Genomic DNA, 17,060 nt, shown 5'->3' with positions numbered 1-17,060 from the left:
GCCGCCGGGGACGCGGCGGCGGGGGCCACGGGTGCCGCGGTCGAAAGCGCGATCCAGGCGACGCCCGGCGCGGGCCTCAACCCCGCCGACGCCCCCGATCCCGCTCAAGGCGGCGGCGGATCGGCGACAGGGCTGATCGAGCAGATCCGTGGCCTCGCGGGCGGCGGCGGTCTCGGCGGCACGCTGATGGAGCGGGCCTCGGGCATCGCCACCGCCGTGGTCTCGACGATCTCGGGCATCGCGCTGGCGCTGGTGCTGATCTTCTTCCTGACGCTCCTGATGCTGTCGGAGGCGCCGCGCTGGCATGACAAGCTCTGCGCGATGCTGCGGCCCGACCGTCGCGAAGAGGTGGAGAGCGCCGTCGCGCTGATCGCCTCCAAGACGCGGCGCTACCTCGCGGTGCGCTTCGTGCTCGGGGTGCTCACTGCCCTCCTTTACGTGGGCTGGCTCTGGATCTTCGGGATCGACCTTCTTCTGGTCTGGGCGCTGCTGACCTTCGTGTTCAACTTCGTGCCCTCGATCGGCTCGCTGATCTCGGGCGTGCTGCCGGTGCTCTATGCCTTTGCCACGCGCGATCCTTGGACCGCCGTGCTGATCGGCGCGGGCATCCTGATGATCGAACAGGTGATGGGCAACTACATCGATCCGCGCGTGCAGGGCCGTCACCTGTCGATCTCGGCGCTGGTGATCCTGTCGTCGCTGCTGTTCTGGGGCTGGGTCTGGGGGGTCGCGGGGGCGATCCTCGCGGTGCCGATCACCATGGTGGTGATGGTGGCTTGCGCCCATGTGCCGGCGCTGCGCTGGGTCGCCCTCGCCCTGTCGGACGAGACCGATTACGACGGCATCGACGCGCAGCTCGGCGCGCCGGGCGAGGCCCGCGCGCCGGACTGAAACGGATCGGTCCTACTTGCCGAACACCACCGTGCGGCTGCCATTGACGAGCACCCGCCGGTCGAGATGCAGCGCCACGGCCCGCGCCAGCACCCGCCTCTCGATGTCGCGGCCCTTGGCCACGAGATCGTCGGGCGTGTCGGCATGGGTCACATGCTCCACGTCCTGCGAAATGATCGGCCCCTCGTCGAGATCCTCGGTCACGTAATGCGCCGTGGCGCCGATCATCTTCACGCCGCGCGCATGGGCCTGATGATAGGGCTTGGCCCCCTTGAAGCCGGGCAGGAAGGAGTGGTGGATATTGATGCAGCGCCCCGAGAGCCACGCCGACATCTCGTCCGACAGAATCTGCATGTAGCGCGCCAGCACCACCAGCTCGGCCCCGGTCTCCTCGACCAGCGCGCGGATCTCGGCCTCCTGCTGCGGCTTGGTCTCGCGGGTGATCGGCAGGTGGTGATAGGGCACGTCCTCGGGCAGGCGCACCGACAGCGCGCTTTCGGGATGGTTGCCCGCCACCGCCACGAGATCCATCGGCATTTCGCCGATGCGCTGCCGGTAGAGCAGGTCCGACAGGCAATGGTCGAACTTCGACACGAGGATCAGCACCTTCTGGCGGTAGTCCTGCGGGCTCAGCGTCCACTGCATCCCGAAGGCGGTGCCGATGCCGTCCATCTTGGCGCGGAACCCGCCATCACCGCCGATCTCCTGCGGCAGGCGGAACGCCACGCGCATGAAGAAGGTGCCGGTGAGCGTGTCGTCGAACTGCCGCGCCTCGGTGATGTCGCCGCCTGTCTCGGCCAGCGCCGTGGCGACGGCGGCGACGATGCCGGGGCGGTTGCGGCAGGTGAGCGTGAGGATATGGGTGGTCATGGCGTGTCCCGTCTTGGCTTGCCCGGTTCTCGCCCGCCCTGCCCCGGGATGCCAGCACGCCCGCGCCGCTCCGACGCGGTTTGGCGACATCCCCGCGCGGAAACCCGCGTCGCGCCGGCGCGTTGAGGCGCAGAGGTTTCCGATAGGAGCACGAGATGAGCGACAGCAGGACGACGACCGATCACGACCAGATCCGCGAATGGGTCGAAGCGCGCGGTGGCCACCCGGCGCGGGTGCGCGACACCGGCGACAGCGACGGCGACGGCATCCTCAGGATCGACTTCGAGCCGCAGGCCGACGGGCTGGAGCGGATCGACTGGGACGACTGGTTCGCCACCTTCGAGGAGAGCGAGCTGGCCTTCCTGCATCAGGACAGCGCCAAGGACGGTGCCGCAAGCCGGTTCAACAAGCTGGTTTCCCGCAACAGCTGATCATATCCTCCGGGGTGCGGGATGCCCGAGACTGGCCTCCCGCACCCGCGCACGATATTTCAGAGAGCATGAAGCCGCTTCTCGCTCTGACCGGGCCCCGCTTTCGCGGCGCGCCTCCGGCCCCTGACGATCCCTTCCTCGCCATCGGAGACGTCCATGGCCGCGCCGATCTGTTGGAGGCGCTGCTCGACAGGTTGCTGCGACGCCCCGTCAGGGGTCCGGTCGTGCTCTTGGGTGACATGATCGACCGAGGCCCCGACAGCGCCCGGGTGCTCCGCTTGATGTACGGGTTGTCGGATCTCAGGGTGATCTGCCTTTCGGGCAATCATGAGGAGATGATGCTCGATTTCCTCGACGCGCCCGCCTTGCGGGCGAAACGCTGGTTGCGCAATGGCGGCGCCGAGACGTTGCAAAGCTTTGGCATCGACCCGCCCGACCCTCATGCGTTCGAGCGCTCGGCCCAAGATCTGCACCGCGCGCTCGGCCCGATGCTGCCGTGGCTGCGCGGCCTTCCCGCGATGTGGCGCAGCGGCAATGTCGTGGCCGCGCATGCCGGTCTCGACCCGAACAGAAAGCCCGAGTTTCAGGAACGCGCCGATCTGCTCTGGGGGCATTCCGCCTTTGCCCGGCACCCCCGCCGGGACGGGCTGTGGGTGGTGCATGGCCATGTCGTGCAAGACGAACCCAACTGCCATCAGGGCCGCATCGCGATCGACACCGGCGCATGGCTCACCGGCCGTCTCAGCGCTGCGCGCATCGCCGCCGGGACGGTGGAGTTCGTGACCGAACCCTGACCCGCCCCGGCGCGTCGGTCAGGCGCGGATGCGCACCGGCACCCCCTTGTAGGCCGGGGTCTTCGACAGCTCGTCATGGTAGTCGAGCGGCACCAGCGGGTTGGTCTCGGGATAATAGGCGAGAACCGTGTCGTCGGGCAGATCATAAGGCACGACCCTGAGCCCGCCAACCTCGCGCGTCTCGCCATCATCGACCGCGCAGGAGAGCGTTACCTCCTGCCCCTCGGTCAGACCGGCCTTGGCGATCATCTCGGGGTTCATCATCACCACGTGCCGATCGGTCTTGAGCCCGCGCAGCCGGTCGTTGAAGCCGTAGATCGTGGTGTTGAACTGGTCGTTCGAGCGCACGGTGACAAGGGTGTAGCTGTCCTTGTCCGGCACCTGCCCCAGCGCCGAAAGCGTCTTGGGCGCGGTGAAGATCGCCTTGCCGGTCTCGGTCTTCCAAGTCCGCTCGCGCGCGGGGTTGCCCTTGTAGAAGCCGCCCGCCGTGAACAGCCGCGCGTTGAAGTCGGTGAACTTGTCGGGATAGGTCTCCTCGATCAGGTCGCGCACGAGGGCATAATCCCCGACCCAGTCGTCCCATTTCACCTTAGGGTTCGGATCGAGCGTCGCCTTGGCGATGCCGGCGACGATGAAGGGCTCGGAGCGGAGCATCTTCGAGGCGGGCTCGCGCTTGCCTTCGCTGCCATGGATCATCGACAGGCTGTCCTCCATCGACACCGCCTGTGGCCCCGTCGCCTGCATGTCGAGCTCCGAGCGCACGAGGCAAGGCAGCAGCCACGCCTCCTTGCCCACCAGCGTGTGGCTGCGGTTGAGCTTGGTCGCGATCTGCACGTTGATCTCCAGATCCTGCCATGCCGGATCGGCCCGGCCCTGATCGGGGATCGCGCGGGCAAAGTTGCCGCCCAAGCTCACGAAGCCCTTGATCGAGCCGTCGAGGATGCCCTTCACGGCATCGACCGTGGTGGTGCCCTCATCGCGCGGGCTCTTGAAGCCGAACAGCTCGTCGATCTTGTCGAGCGGCACCAGCTCGGGCTTTTCCGAGATGCCGACGGTGCGCTGGCCCTGCACGTTGGAGTGGCCGCGCACCGGCGAGATGCCCGCGCCCTCGCGGCCAATGTTGCCGCGCATCAGCAGCAGGTTGACATACATCGCGATGTTGAGGCTGCCATGCACGTGTTGCGTCAGCCCCATGCCATAGATGCCGATCACCTTTTCGGAGTTGCAGTACATCTCGCCGACCTCGACGATGTCCTCGTGCCTGAGCCCCGAGACCCGTTCGATATCGGCCCAGTCGATCTCGCGGATCTTCGCCTCGAACTCGGGCCAGCCCGAGGTGTGCTGCGCCACGAACTGGCGGTCGATCACGCCGCCGCCCTGCTCGTCATCGACCTCGAACACGCGCTTGCACAGGCCAGCCAGCACCGCGACGTCGCCGCCGGGCTTGAGCTGCAGGTAGCGATCGGAGATCACCGTCTCTTTGCCGCCCAGCATCTCGACCGGGTTCTGCGGGTCGCGGAAGGTGACGAGACCGGCCTCGCGCACCGGGTTGAACGTGACGATTTGACATCCACGTTTCTTGGCGGCCCGCAGAGGATGCAGAAAGCGCGGGCTGTTGGTGCCGGTGTTCTGGCCGAAGAACAGGATCATGTCGCAATGATCGAAATCCGACAGCACGCAGGTTCCGACCGAGCTGCCGGTCACGTTCTTGAGCCCGACGCTGGTGGTCTCATGGCACATGTTGGAGCTGTCGGGCAGGTTGTTGTTGCCATAAAGCCGGGCCAGCAGCGCGTAGAGATACGAGGTCTCGAGGCTTGCGCGTCCCGACGCGTAGAACACGACCGATTTGGGGTCCTTGGCACGGATCTCGCGCAGCTTCGCGCCGATCGCCGAGAACGCCTCGTCCCACGTTGCTTCGACATATTTGTCCGAAACCGGATCGTAGCGCATCGGATGCGTCAGCCGCCCCTCGATCTCGAGATCGTAATCAGGCCATGTGCGCAGCTCGCTCACCGTGTGACGGGCGAAGAAATCGGGGCCGCAGCGGTCGCGCGTCAGATCCCACAGCGTCGCCTTGGCCCCGTTCTCGCAGAATTCGGCGATATGTGGGTTCGGCGGCTTGGTCCAGGCGCAGGAGGTGCACATGTGGCCGCCGGGCTTGTTCTGGCGCATCAGGGTTTCCATTACCCCTGCCGAAGGACGTTCCTGACCCATATGCTTGGCCACGCTCTTGAGCGATCCCCAGCCGCCCGAGGGGTGGTCGTAATGCGGCAGGTCCTCGCGCTGATGGGTTTCCTTGCGGTCGGTCATGATCGGTCCTTTCGCGTCTCTCGCGCCCCTGCCCCGGTGCCACCGGGGTTCGCACGTGTCCCGGCGGTCAACTGTGACCCGAGGGGCGCGGTTCCGCGCATCGCTCTCTCGGTACGGAACCCCGGTATCGCCCGGCCCGTTTCGACCGTCATGGATATCGAGAGCCTCCCCCGACTTCGCGCCCCCGACAGCACGCTGTCGCTGCTGCGCGAAGGCTACGATTTCGTCTCGCGCCGTTGCGACAGGCTTGGCACGGACGGGTTTTGCACGCGGCTGATGCTGCGTCCCGTCACTTGCCTGCGCGGCCCGGAGGCCGCGCGCGCCTTCTACGTCCCCGGACGGCTGACCCGGCGCGGCGCAATGCCCGCGCAGGTCCTCGCGCTGCTGCAGGACAAGGGGTCGGTCCAGACCCTCGACGGGGCCGAGCATCTCAACCGCCGCGCGCTGTTTCTCGACCTGATGTCGCAAGAGAGCCTCGACTTCGCCCGTCGCCTCCTGCGCGAGGAATGGCGGGCCACCGCACGGACGTGGAGCGGACGTGAGGTGACACTGTCGCGCGAGATCGGGCCGATCCTGACCCGGACCGCGCTGCGCTGGTGCGGCATCGATCCCGCCGACAACGCGCCCGGTCAACGCGAAGAAGAGCTGAGCGCGATGGTCCGGGGCGCGGCAAAGATCGGCCCCGGCCATTGGCGCGCCCGCGCCTTGCGCCGCCGCTCCGAAGCCTGGGCACGCGAACAGATCCGCGCCGCGCGTGCCGGTGCGCCACCCCCCGGCACGCCTCTGGCGGCGCTCGCATATCACCGCGATCCAGATGGCCTCGCCCTGCCCCGCGACGTGGCGGCGGTCGAGTTACTGAACCTGCTGCGCCCGATCGTGGCCGTGGGCCGCTTCATCGCCTTTTCCGCCCATGCCATGGCGACCGAACCCGAGGCGCGCGCAAGCCTCACCACCGACGAGGCCATGCTGCGGGCCTGGGGCGACGAAGTCCGCCGCCTTTACCCGTTCTTCCCGCTGATCGGCGGCCGGGTGCAGAAGCCCTTCTCGCTTGCGGGTCATCGCTTTGACAGGGATGACTGGGTGTTGCTCGACCTCCACGGCACCAATCGCCATCCCGCGGCTTGGACCAAACCCGAGCGCTTCGACCCGTCTCGCCATCTTGCCGGGACCCCGGTCGAGGGCGGCTTCGTGCCGCAGGGCGGCGGGCTCATGCGCGAGGGGCATCGCTGTCCGGGCGAAATGCTGACCCAAGCCCTTTTGTCCGAGGCGACGGCGCTGCTTCATGAGGCCCAATTCGAAACCCCGCCGCAGGACCTGTCGATCCCGCGCCGCACGATCCCGCCATGGCCCGCCTCGGGGATGCGGCTGCGCCTCTGAGGAACCGCCCCGCCCCGGCTTCGGTTTGAGTTTCGACATCTCAAAGGAGCCACGCCATGGCCGAGACACCGCATACCGCCGATCGCCTCCGTCACGACATCGACGAGGGCGAGGCCGGCGACAAGAAGGGCTACCCCGACGCGGCGGCTTCGCCGCTGGGGACCGACGACGAAGCCTCGGGCTTCCCCAACACCGAAGCGCAGGTCGAACGCGCCCAAGCCGCCGAGACCGCAAACCCCGCCCGCAAGGACGCGCCGAAGGGGGCCGAGGCGACGCGACCCGACAGCATGTCGGCAAGCCACACCTCGCGCGAGGCGAGCAATCGCACCATCCTGATCGCGGTGACGGTCGGGACGGCGGTGGTGCTGACGGTCATCGCGCTTCTGGTCTAGACCTCAGGACGCGGTGATCACCACCACCTCGTCCACCGCATCATCCACGGCGCGGCAGGCATCGAGCAGCCGCGCGGTGAGATGCGTCTGCACATAGGCCGCGTGAAAGCGCGACGGCGCGGCAAGGGTCAGCCGGCCGCCCGCGCGCCCGGCACGGGTCAATGCGCGCATCCATGACGCATAGAGCCCCGGCGCCTCGGCATGCAGCACGGCCTGCGCTAGCGCCCATTCCGTGCCCGCCGACAGGTCGGGCGGCGCCACCTCGCCGCGCAGCGGCAGCGGCACGACCTTGCCGTCGCTGTCATCGCCCTCGACACGGTGCGCGAAATCCGGCCCGACCTTTTCCCAGCCCGGTCGCGTGTCCGCCAACACCCGCTCGATCCCGAGGCGATATTCCGCGACCCGTCCGCGCGCCGCCGCCCGGCTCAGCTCGAGCCAGCCCCTGCCCCGCAGCTTGGCCATCTCGCGCTTGACGGTCCGCTCGTCGACCGACCACAGCCGGGCGATCTCGCGCTGCCCGACGGCGAGCTCGTCGCGGCCCCAGTTGTAGCGCGCGGTGATCAGCGTCACGAGCCGCAGCGCCAGCACCTGCTCGCCCCTCCCCTGCCCCAGCGCATGCGCGCCAAGAGCGGTGAGGATATCGTATTTGCGAGCCGCCGCACCCCGGCCTACGGGCTTCGTCAACAACATGGCACGCCCTGTCTGTCACCCGCGAGGGGTCGTCGCTTCACTGCCTCGATCGAACATCGGTGTGATCCGATATCCCCTGGGTCGGCCTGTCTTTGCAACGCCTTTCCCCAACTTGACCTGATTTGCGTCCGGAAACTCGATTCTGTCAAGCCGAGTCCCGGATCGGGATTGCGACCTGCCCTATTTCCGTTCGGAAATCGGTATATATTGGTATTGGGGGACATGCACGCTGTCCTCCCATGGGCGGGAAATGTCCCCCCAAAGGCCGTTCTGCCGATCCAGCCTGTCCCCCTACTTTCGGATGCGGCTGCGGCGGGGACCGGGCCCAGCGGGGACTATGGCGCGAATCGCAAAGCCCCTTGTGGCATTGGGGATCGCACGGTTTCTGCAAAATCTCCTTCCTCAGCATAAATGGCTTTTCATGTTCCACAAATGCGTCGTAGATCAGGACATCGCAAGAATTAGCGTTCCCTCGGTCTCCGGTTTCGGTTCCCCGCGGGAACCGGAGGGCAGACACCGCATGTTCACACACACCGACCTGGCCCGGCTGCAGTCGCAGTCGCTCAAGATGCAGGGCTTCATCCGGCAGCAGACCTTTTCGCCCGAGAGCGAGAAGAGCCTGCGCCGCTTCTCGAGCTGGGAGGTGGCGGAGCTGATCCTCGGGCTGAACCCCTCGACCTTCCGCGGCCGCCTCGCCGCCGACCCGTCGCTGCCCCAGGGCCTCGTCGAGGAGGATGGCCGCCAGCGCTGGTACAGCCTCGAGGAGATCAACGAGCTGCGCCGCAGGCTGCGCCACAAGAACAAGCCGATGCTGCCGCCCCGCCCATCGGGCAAGCGCGCGATCCGCGCCGCCGTCGCTAACTTCAAGGCGGCGCCGGCAAGTCGACCGTGGCGCTGCACTTCGCCCATGCCGCGGCGCTCGACGGCTACCGGGTGCTCTGCGTCGACTTCGATCCGCAGGCGACGCTGTCGCATTCGATGGGGCTGTCGGACGTGGCCGAGGAGTACACGGTCTGGGGCATCATGGCGCGCGATCTGATCCGCGAGACCGAGCGGATGAACGCCGCCGGTCGCGGCGCCGAGTCCGGTGCCGCCCTGCCCGAGCGCAAGCTGCCGCCTTCGGTCACCGGCATGGGCCTCGACGATCTGCGCGTCACCGACTTCATCAAGCCGACCTCGTGGCCGACCATCGATCTCGTGCCGTCCTGCGCCAACGCCGCCTTCGTCGAGTTCGCGAGCGCGCAGTACCGGCACCTCAATCCCGAATGGTCGTTCTTCGCCGCCGTGGACCGCTACCTCGATCACCTGCCCGCCGACGCCTATGACATTGTGATCTTCGACTGCCCGCCCGCGATCGGCTACCAGTCGATGAACGCGGTCTTCGCCGCCGACGTGCTCTATATCCCGTCCGGCCCCGGCTACTGGGAGTATGACAGCACCACCTCCTTCATCGGTCAGCTGGCCGAGGCGCTCGAAGATCTGGGGCGGTTCCGGGGTGCGGTGCCGGCGGGGACCGAGCCCGAGAAGCACTTCTCCGAGATCCGCTTCCTGCTCACCCGGTTCGAGCCGAACAACGATCTGCACCGCGCGATGCAGCAGGCCTTTCACAAGGTCTTTGGCCCACATGTGGCGGAGCATCCGATCGAGATGACCCGCGCGGTGGAGCAGTCGGGACGGTTCCTGAGTTCGGTCTACGAGATCGACTATCGCAACATGACCCGCGAGACATGGCGGCGTGCCCGCGCCTCTTTCGATCGCGCCTATGACGAATTCCGTGCCACCCTCGTGGCGGCGTGGGACAAGCTGGAGGACTGAGATGGCCAAGAAGCGCAGCGTTTTCGACATCGACTTCACCCCCGACGTGCCCGAGCCCGCGGCGCCGAGCGTTCCCCGCGGGGAACCGCGAGCCGGAACCGGCCCCGCCGGCCGCCCCGACGCCGCCGACGCGGCGCGGACCGATGGCCTCGGCGATCACCGAAACCGCGGATGCCGCGCGTGGTCGGGCCGAGGCCGAGGCGGCGATCCGCGCCGAAAACGACGAATTGGCGCATGAGCATGTGCGGCTCAAGAAGCTCGGTCTGATCACCGACCTGATCGCGATCGACGCGGTGCGCACCTCGAAACTGGTGCGCGACCGGGGCAAGGGTCGGGACCCCGAGCTTGAGGAGTTGAAGGTCTCGATTCAGGACATCGGTCTGTCGAACCCGATCCGCGTGGAGCAGGACGGGCAGGGGGGCTATGAGTTGATCCAAGGGTTTCGTCGCCTCTCGGCGTTCCGCGAATTGCTCGAGCAGACTGGCGACCAACGCTATGCCCGGATCCCAGCCGCGATGGTTCCCCGCGGGGAACCGGTGCGCGATCTCTATCGCAAGATGGTCGACGAGAACCTCGTGCGAAAGGATATCTCGTTCGGCGAAATGGCGCAGCTGGCCCTGAACTATGCGCAGCATACCGGGATCAAACCGCATGACGCCGTGTCCGAACTCTACGCCTCGGCGCTCAAGCAAAAGCGCAGCTATATCCGCAGCTTTACCCGCGTGCTGGAGCGCGCCAAGGGCAAGATCCGCCATCCCGAGACGATCCCGCGGGCCCTTGGACTTGAGCTGTTCAAGATCATCGACGCGACCCGCTCTTGGGGGATGAGCTGATCGGCATGCTGGGGCGCGCGCCCGACCGCGACGCCGAGGCGGAGGTGGCGGTGCTCAAGGACTTCGTGCATCGCGCGCCCAAGATCGTGAAGCCGCGGCCCAAATCGGTGTCGAAGACGATGCTCCGGCTGCCCCGGCCTGAGGGCGAGGCGCGGATCGCTGCCTCGGATGGCCGGGTCGAATTGCGGCTGGCGCGGGATTTCTCGGCGCTGGACCGGGCGCGGCTGCAGCAGGCCTTCGAGGCATTCTTCGACGCGCTCGATGCGAAATGAAAAAGGCCGGTTCCCCGCGGGAACCGGCCTGCCGTCCTCGGCGCTGGCACCAGCGCGAAGGTCTAGGACGCGCCGCTCGCGTCGCCTTTTTTGACGCGCGGCTTGCGCGTCGTGGTCTTGGTGGACTTCGCGGCGGGCTTGGCGTCGGCCTTCGCGCTCTTGCGCGGTGACTTGGCGCGGGTCGGCTTGGCCTTGGCCCCGCCCTCGGCCCCCGTCACATCGGCTCCGCCCAGACCGGCGCCGCCCTCGTCACCGCCGTGAATGTCGGCTTCGGGCTTGGCGGCCAGGGTCTCGGGCGTCTCCGCATATTCGGGGGTCTCACCCGACTCCGAGGCGATCTCGGCGTCGATCTCGCGCGCGGCGTCGTGCCAATGCGCCTGATCCTGACCTTCGGGAAAACCGTCGCGCTCCCACATCTCATGGGCGCGCTTGCGGATCCGCTCCTCGCGATCGTCAGCCATGGTCTCTGTCTCCTTCGCAGGCTCTAATTCTATCGTGCCGCCATGTCCGCGCATCGTGCGCGCTTGGGGCTGGAACATCTCGACCGTCCCGGCCCGAAGGCGGTCCGGGCGGATCGGAGTGGCCGGGATGATCCGGCCTCTCTCGCATCCGCAGAATAAGCGTCGCCCGACAGGCGTAGGAATGCCAGTGGCTCCTTACGCAACGTCAGCTTTGTGCGATAGCGTACCTAGAATGTCACCCTCGGCCGCGATAGCCCGGCACGCCCGCATCGGGGATCCAGACGCCCTTGGGCGGCTCGCCGGTCTGGTAGAACACGTCGATCGGAATCCCGCCGCGCGGATACCAGTAGCCACCGAGCCGCAGCCAACGCGGCGACAGCGTGTCGACCAGCCGCCGAGCGATCGAGACGGTGCAATCCTCGTGGAACGCACCATGGTTGCGAAAGCTCGTCAGGAACAGCTTGAGCGACTTGCTCTCGACCAGCCAGTCGCCGGGCACGTAGTCGAGCACCAGATGCGCGAAGTCGGGCTGCCCGGTGAGCGGGCAGAGCGACGTGAATTCGGGCGCGGTGAAGCGCACCGCGTAATCGACGTCGGATTGCGGGTTGGGCACCCGCTCGAGCACCGCCTCCTCGGGCGTTTGCGGCTGCACCGTCGCGCCGCCGAGCATGGTCAGGCCGTCATAGATGGATTTGTCGGACATGGGGGATCTCCTGCTGTCATGCCCCGCATGTGGGGGCAGGGGGGCGATCCGCCTAATGCCGGGGGACGCGGGGCCGGGCAAGGCCCCGCGCGTGGCTCAGGCAGCGTCGCGCAGCCGCGCGCCCAGCCGGTCGAGATGGCCCGAGAGCAGCGCCTGCGCCCGCTCGGGGCTGTCGGCCTCGGCATAGAGGCGGCATTCGGGCGCGTTGCCCGAGGGGCGCAGATGCACGATGTCGCCATTGGCGAAGGTCACGCGCAGACCGTCGGTCTCGTCGATCGCCTCTTCGGCGCTGCCGGTGTCGAAGAACTCGGCCCGGGCGGCGGGCTCGGCCCGAAGCCGTTCGATCAGCGCCATCGACCGCTCGGACGGGACCTCCTGCAGCCGGTCGGCGGCGGTGAAGCGCGGTGGCAGACCTGCCGCCATTTCGGCGAGGCCCCGGCCATCGTCCCGTGCCGCCGCCAGGGGCGCCACGATCGGCAGCACCGCGTCGCGGGTCATCAGCGGCGCGATCACGCCCTCGGGGCCATTTGCGGCAAAGCCGAGCAGGAAGCCGCCATTGGCCTCGTAGCCGACCACCGCCGCCGAGGCGTCTTCGGCCAAAGCGGCCTCCATCCCGGCGATCACGAAGGGCGAGCCGATCTTGGTGCGCCGCACCTCGAAGCCCTCCATGGCGTCGACCAGCGTGTTGGACGACACCGGCGTCACCACGATCCGCGCCCCCAGAAGGCGCGCGGTGATCGGGCCGAGCACGTCGCCGGGGATCATCGCGCCCTTGGCATCGGTCACCATGGGCCGGTCGGCGTCGCCATCGGTCGACACGATTGCGTCAAGCTCGTGCTCGGCGGCCCAGCCCGCGAGCGCGGCGCGCGTGTCGGGATCGACGGCCTCGGTGTCGACGGGGATGAACGTCTCGGAGCGCGCGATGCGCACCACGGTGCCGCCCAGACCGGCGATGACGTCGCCGAGGCTGTCGCGCGCGACGCTGCTGTGCTCGTAGACGCCGATCCGCAGGCCCGAGAGCGCCTGCGCGCCGAAGCCATCGACATAGCGCGCGACGTAGCGCGCGGCGCAGTCGGGGTCCTGCTCAAGCGGGCCTTGGGGCGCGTCGGGCGCGCCGCCGGTCTTGAGCGCTTCGAGGATCGCCGTTTCGTCGGGCTTGGCGATCTCACCCGAGGGAATGTAGAACTTGAGGCCGTTGCGGTCGGCGGGGATATGGCTTCCGGTCACCATCACCGCCGCATGGCCGCGCGCCATCGCCGCCATGGCGAGCGCCGGCGTCGGCACCGCGCCGCAATCGACCGCGCCCAGACCGGCACCGCGGATCGCCTCGATCACCGTGGCCGCGATGCGCGGCGAGCTGTCGCGCAGGTCGCGCCCGACATGGACCGTGCCGCCATGCGGGCAGGCGGCGAGGAAGGCCCGGATATGGGCATGGACCAGTTCGTCGGTGAGCTCTGTCACCAGACCGCGCAAACCGCTTGTTCCGAATTTGGGGGGCATTGTCGTCCTGTTCGTGATGGGAGGTTCGCGGCGGACTATGCCACCCGCACCCCGACGCAGCAATCATGGCCGGGCGGAACAGCGCGCGCCTGTCGGCGCTTGTGACGCCAAAGGATGCAGCAAGGAGCACGATCATGACCTCCGCCACGCGTTTCACCCTGTTCGCCGCGGCATTGGCCCCGGCGCTCGCGCTGTCGAGCGGCCCGGCAGGGGCGCAGCCCTCGTTCGATTGCGGCGCCGCGCGCACCGCGACCGAACGGGCGATCTGCGCCGATCCGGATCTTGCGGATCTCGAACGGAACATGGTCGCGGTCTATGAGGATCTCGTGACGGGGATCGGCGAGGCCAGAGCGCGCCGCATCGCCGACATTCAGCTCGAACGGCGTCAGGCCTGCGAGGGCGACACCGCCTGCATCGAGCGTCAGCTCCTGACCAGCATCGGCATCTTTCGCGCCGAGACCCGGGCCGCGGCCTCGCCGCAGGTGGTCCCGCCCGCCCAGCCGGCGCCTTCTGTCCAACCGGCCCCTTCCGCGCAGGCCGAGGCTCCGAGCCCCGCGCAGCGGCGTTCACAAGCACTCCAAGACGGGTTTGTCGCGATGCCCGAGTATCGTCGGCGCAACGTGCAGGGCCGGTTGCGCGACGCGGGGCTCCTGGCGGGGCCGATCGACGGCATCTGGGGCCGTGCGAGCGAGGCGGGCGTCGAGGCCGTGCTGCGCCAAGTGCGGGAACGGGGGCGCGGTTTCGAGGTCGCCCGTCCCGAGGGCGTCGCCGCCCTCTACCGTTTCATCGACAGCGACATCTTCTATTACGATTTCCTGCCCGAAGCCGCGCGCTGACGCGGCGCGGCGCTGGCCTTCGACGCCGGTCTCGTCCATCGGGGGGCGAAACCGGAACGAAAGGCGAATCGGCGGCGATGATGGGACGCACACATCTGGCGTTTGGGGCCGTGGCGGGGGTGCATCTGGCAGCGTCGATCCCCGCGCTCGGCCTGCCGATCATGGCGGCGGCGCTTCTGGGGTCGATCCTGCCCGATCTCGATACCCCCTATAGCAAGCTCGGCCGCCGCTTCTGGCCGGTCTCCAAGCTGGTGTTCTCGATCTTCGGGCATCGGGGCGGCACGCATTCGCTGCTCTTCACCGGGCTCGTGATGGCTCCGGTCTGGGCCGTCTCGCCGCCCGTGGCGCTGGCCTTGGGGGCGGGAATCATCACCCATCTGGCGGCGGATGCGATCAGCTTCGGGCAGGGGCCGCGCTTTGGCTGGCGCGGCGCGGGCGTGCCGCTGCTGTGGCCGCTGACCGAGGCCAAGACCGGGCTGCGGCTGGTCAAGGTGAACGGCCCCTTGGAAAACCTCGTGATCCTGCCGTGGATGGCGCTTTTCGCGGTGCAGTCGGGATGGGATCTGATCTGAGCGGGCGAGGCGGTGTTTCCTTGCAGGCGGCGCTGGGATAGGTTGACGCAAAACAAGGCAGGCACCGGACCCTTCATGGCACAACTGCGTTCTCGCGTCCTCATCGGGCCTGCCCTTCTCGGGCTCGTCCTTCTTGCGTCCGGCTGCAGCAACCTGCCGCGCGGCGCCGCGCTGCGCAGCGAGATCCTGCAGACGCAGGTGGCCGACGATCCGGCGGCCCGCGATTTCACCGTGGCCCCGGTGACCCGCGCCTTGCTGCCGGTCTATGCCGCGTGGCCGGGCAATGGCGGCACGGGGCATTCGTGGATCGACCGGGTGGATCAGCCCAACACGCGGATCATCGCGCCGGGCGACAGCATCGACATCACGATCTGGAGCACCGAGGAGAACGGCCTTTTGACCACGCCGGGCCAGCGCTTCGTGGCGCTGCCGCAGCAGCGCGTCGGCGCGGGCGGCACGGTGTTCCTGCCCTATGTCGGCCCGGTCAAGGTCTCGGGCATGAGCCCGGAGACGGCGCGCGACCGGATCGAGGCGGAGTATGTCGAGGTGACGCCCTCGGCGCAGGTCCAGCTCGAATTCAGCGAGGGGCGCCAGAACACCGTGAGCCTCGTGTCGGGCGTGGCCAGTCCCGGCAGCTATCCTCTGCCCGACAGCGACTTCACGGTTCTGGGGCTCATCGCCGAGGGCGGCGGCGTGTCGAACGCATTGCGCAACCCGCAGATCCGGCTGACCCGCGACGGGCGGCTCTATGGCACCTCGGTCGAGCGGCTGCTCGACAACCCCCGGCTCGACACCACCCTCAAGGGTGGCGACAAGGTGCATATCGAGGCGGATGACCGCAAGTTCCTGTCGCTTGGCGCGGCGGGCAGCGAGAGCGTGCATTACTTCACCGAAGACAGGCTCGACGCGCTCGAGGCGATGGCGATCATCGGCGGCGTGGCCGACAGCCGCGCCGACCCCGGCGGCATCCTCGTGCTGCGCCGCTATGCGCCGAAGATGGTGACGCCGGGGCCGGCCGGCCCGGACCATGCCCGCGTCGTCTTCACCATCGACCTGACCTCGGCCGACGGGCTGTTCAGCGCCGGGGAGTTCGAGATCCTGCCCGGCGATCTGGTCTATGCCACCGAAAGCCCGGTGACCTCGGCGCAGACGATCTTCGGCCTTCTCGGCACGAGCCTCGGGCTCGCCAGCCGGGTCGGCGTGAACTTCTAGACGCTCCAGCGGCCCACGGCCAGAAGCCTGACATTGGCGATCCGCGCAGGCCCCGCGAAACCCGCGGCCCCGGCGGCGCGCGGCAGCCTGAGCGCGGCCGAGGCGGCGCCGGTCTCCTGCATCAGGGGGCCGATGTCGCCCGGAGCCAGCCCTGCGAAATCGGCCTCCGCGCCGGGCAGGGTGGCCGTGACCTGCGGGCTTTGGGCGAAGGGGGCCGGAAAGCTCCAGACATGTTCGAGCCGATCGGGCGAGGCCTGGGCGAAGAGCGCCGCGTCGAGTTGCGCGATCTGGGTGCCGTCGGCGAGGCGCAGGTAACGGCCCGAGGCGGCGGTCTCGCCGGTTTCGAACACCGCGCCGCCCGGCAGGCCGCCCGACAGCGAGACCGGCCCCAGAAGGTCGGCCTGCCCGATCTCGCGCCGCCATCCCTGCCAGATCCCGCCCGCGCGGCACCGCCGCCAGACGCGGCCCGTCGCGGTCTCATGCAGGCGCTGCGTCGCCTCGTCGGGGCCGAGTGCGGCGACCCACAGCAGCCCCGGCCCGGTGACCCCGGCAGGCGTGCCGGGGCTGGGCATGGCGATCGCGAAGCTGCCGCCGGTGAGAGCGGCGTCGGCATCGGTGATCGCCGGGGCCGCCACGGCCCCGAGGCCGAACGCCCCTACCGTCAGAAGCCGCCCCGGCGTCGCGTCGAGCGGGTCAGACTGCACCGCCGCCCCCGACGCGCGCCCATCCGCCGCCGAAAGCCGCAGCGCCGTGGTCCAGCCCGCGCCGTCGGCGCTGGTCTTGATCGAGAAATCCGCCTCACCCGCGAGGCCCATCTCGGCCCCGCCCGCATAGCCGGTCTGGAACAGCATCGATGCGGTATCGCCGCCGCCTGCGCGGTTGATCTTGAGCCGGTGCCCCGCGCCCTCGTGGGTCAGCAGGGTGGAGGCCGCCGAGATTGTGAGCCGGTCGGTGGCGTCGGCCTCGGCGTTGAGGCCGAGATGCGCGGCCCGGGCACCGCGCTCGGACCGGCCCTGCCAGCCCTGCGCGCCAAAAAGCAGATCCTCGTCCTCGGCGAGGCAATGCGCGCGCCAGCCGGGCAGGGGGGGTCTCGAACAGCCA

Annotated in this window: 17 protein-coding genes and 1 pseudogene; 11 read left to right on the top strand and 7 right to left on the bottom strand. The window is 68.7% G+C overall.

The genetic code is table 11. The features are described from left to right. Positions 1 to 891 (top strand): AI-2E family transporter (locus MBELCI_RS19555; RefSeq protein ID WP_081698623.1); only part of this gene is annotated, 891 nt, incomplete at its 5' end. Positions 892 to 903: 12 nt separating this feature from the next. On the opposite strand, the gene purU is transcribed toward MBELCI_RS19555, so the two are convergent. Beyond that, entirely contained in the window at positions 904 to 1,761 is an 858-nt protein-coding gene (purU, locus tag MBELCI_RS15755) for a formyltetrahydrofolate deformylase (protein ID WP_021695240.1), read from the bottom strand. 155 nt (positions 1,762 to 1,916) lie between these two features. Here purU and MBELCI_RS15750 point away from each other — a divergent pair, with 155 nt between their 5' ends. Beyond that, positions 1,917 to 2,192, top strand: a complete 276-nt coding sequence (locus MBELCI_RS15750) for a hypothetical protein (protein WP_021695239.1) — start codon at positions 1,917 to 1,919, stop codon at positions 2,190 to 2,192. Between the two features lie 68 nt (positions 2,193 to 2,260). Beyond that, a complete protein-coding gene (locus tag MBELCI_RS15745) occupies positions 2,261 to 2,986 on the top strand; it encodes a metallophosphoesterase (protein WP_021695238.1) in 726 nt (241 codons plus the stop codon). 18 nt (positions 2,987 to 3,004) lie between these two features. On the opposite strand, the gene MBELCI_RS15740 is transcribed toward MBELCI_RS15745, so the two are convergent. Further along, positions 3,005 to 5,296, bottom strand: coding sequence for an FdhF/YdeP family oxidoreductase (locus MBELCI_RS15740; protein WP_021695237.1), 2,292 nt, complete (start codon positions 5,294 to 5,296; stop codon positions 3,005 to 3,007). 150 nt (positions 5,297 to 5,446) lie between these two features. Between MBELCI_RS15740 and MBELCI_RS15735 the strand changes: the two genes are divergently transcribed. Beyond that, complete coding sequence (locus MBELCI_RS15735; RefSeq protein ID WP_021695236.1) at positions 5,447 to 6,673, top strand: cytochrome P450; 1,227 nt, start codon at positions 5,447 to 5,449, stop codon at positions 6,671 to 6,673. A gap of 56 nt (positions 6,674 to 6,729) precedes the next feature. Beyond that, entirely contained in the window at positions 6,730 to 7,065 is a 336-nt protein-coding gene (locus MBELCI_RS15730; protein WP_021695235.1) for a hypothetical protein, read from the top strand. Positions 7,066 to 7,068: 3 nt separating this feature from the next. Here the strand turns inward: MBELCI_RS15730 and MBELCI_RS15725 are convergent, their stop codons facing one another. Then, on the bottom strand, positions 7,069 to 7,755 hold the full coding sequence (locus tag MBELCI_RS15725) for a hypothetical protein (protein WP_021695234.1): 687 nt from the start codon (positions 7,753 to 7,755) through the stop codon (positions 7,069 to 7,071). A 520-nt stretch (positions 7,756 to 8,275) separates the two neighbouring features. Here MBELCI_RS15725 and MBELCI_RS15720 point away from each other — a divergent pair. The 3 genes and pseudogenes from MBELCI_RS15720 (at position 8,276) to MBELCI_RS21965 (ending at position 10,675) form a co-directional block, all read left to right on the top strand. Next, positions 8,276 to 9,570 (top strand): annotated as a pseudogene (locus MBELCI_RS15720) (AAA family ATPase). A gap of 143 nt (positions 9,571 to 9,713) precedes the next feature. Then, positions 9,714 to 10,403 (top strand): ParB/RepB/Spo0J family partition protein, encoded by a 690-nt coding sequence (locus MBELCI_RS21970; RefSeq protein WP_021695232.1) that lies wholly within the window; start codon positions 9,714 to 9,716, stop codon positions 10,401 to 10,403. A gap of 5 nt (positions 10,404 to 10,408) precedes the next feature. After that, positions 10,409 to 10,675, top strand: coding sequence for a hypothetical protein (locus MBELCI_RS21965; protein ID WP_021695231.1), 267 nt, complete (start codon positions 10,409 to 10,411; stop codon positions 10,673 to 10,675). Positions 10,676 to 10,737: 62 nt separating this feature from the next. On the opposite strand, the gene MBELCI_RS15710 is transcribed toward MBELCI_RS21965, so the two are convergent. From MBELCI_RS15710 to MBELCI_RS15700, 3 genes are all read right to left on the bottom strand, one after another. Continuing rightward, positions 10,738 to 11,136: a DUF2934 domain-containing protein gene (locus tag MBELCI_RS15710; RefSeq protein ID WP_021695230.1), complete on the bottom strand. Its 399-nt coding sequence runs from the start codon at positions 11,134 to 11,136 to the stop codon at positions 10,738 to 10,740. A gap of 235 nt (positions 11,137 to 11,371) precedes the next feature. Next, the gene (queF, locus tag MBELCI_RS15705; RefSeq protein ID WP_021695229.1) at positions 11,372 to 11,839 is read right to left on the bottom strand and encodes a preQ(1) synthase; all 468 of its coding nucleotides are present in this window, start codon (positions 11,837 to 11,839) and stop codon (positions 11,372 to 11,374) included. A 96-nt stretch (positions 11,840 to 11,935) separates the two neighbouring features. After that, on the bottom strand, positions 11,936 to 13,339 hold the full coding sequence (locus MBELCI_RS15700; RefSeq protein ID WP_021695228.1) for a phosphomannomutase: 1,404 nt from the start codon (positions 13,337 to 13,339) through the stop codon (positions 11,936 to 11,938). Positions 13,340 to 13,473: 134 nt separating this feature from the next. Here MBELCI_RS15700 and MBELCI_RS19550 point away from each other — a divergent pair, with 134 nt between their 5' ends. From MBELCI_RS19550 to MBELCI_RS15685, 3 genes are all read left to right on the top strand, one after another. Next, positions 13,474 to 14,175 carry a lysozyme inhibitor LprI family protein gene (locus tag MBELCI_RS19550; protein ID WP_021695226.1) on the top strand — a complete coding sequence of 234 codons (702 nt, stop codon included), beginning with the start codon at positions 13,474 to 13,476 and terminating at the stop codon, positions 14,173 to 14,175. 80 nt (positions 14,176 to 14,255) lie between these two features. Further along, on the top strand, positions 14,256 to 14,747 hold the full coding sequence (locus tag MBELCI_RS15690; protein WP_235047667.1) for a metal-dependent hydrolase: 492 nt from the start codon (positions 14,256 to 14,258) through the stop codon (positions 14,745 to 14,747). Positions 14,748 to 14,822: 75 nt separating this feature from the next. Further along, positions 14,823 to 15,959 (top strand): polysaccharide biosynthesis/export family protein, encoded by a 1,137-nt coding sequence (locus tag MBELCI_RS15685; RefSeq protein WP_021695224.1) that lies wholly within the window; start codon positions 14,823 to 14,825, stop codon positions 15,957 to 15,959. Here MBELCI_RS15685 and MBELCI_RS21090 read toward each other — a convergent pair. Continuing rightward, positions 15,956 to 17,060: pyocin knob domain-containing protein (locus MBELCI_RS21090; protein ID WP_052512757.1), on the bottom strand; the 1,105-nt coding region annotated here is incomplete at its 5' end. The two genes, MBELCI_RS15685 and MBELCI_RS21090, sit on opposite strands and share 4 nt — an antisense overlap.

Origin of the sequence: Limimaricola cinnabarinus LL-001 (assembly GCF_000466965.1) — a bacterium.
GTDB lineage: Bacteria > Pseudomonadota > Alphaproteobacteria > Rhodobacterales > Rhodobacteraceae > Limimaricola > Limimaricola cinnabarinus.
The sequence above is the reverse complement of the archived record's forward strand: the minus strand, read 5'-3'. Positions and strand labels throughout refer to the sequence as shown.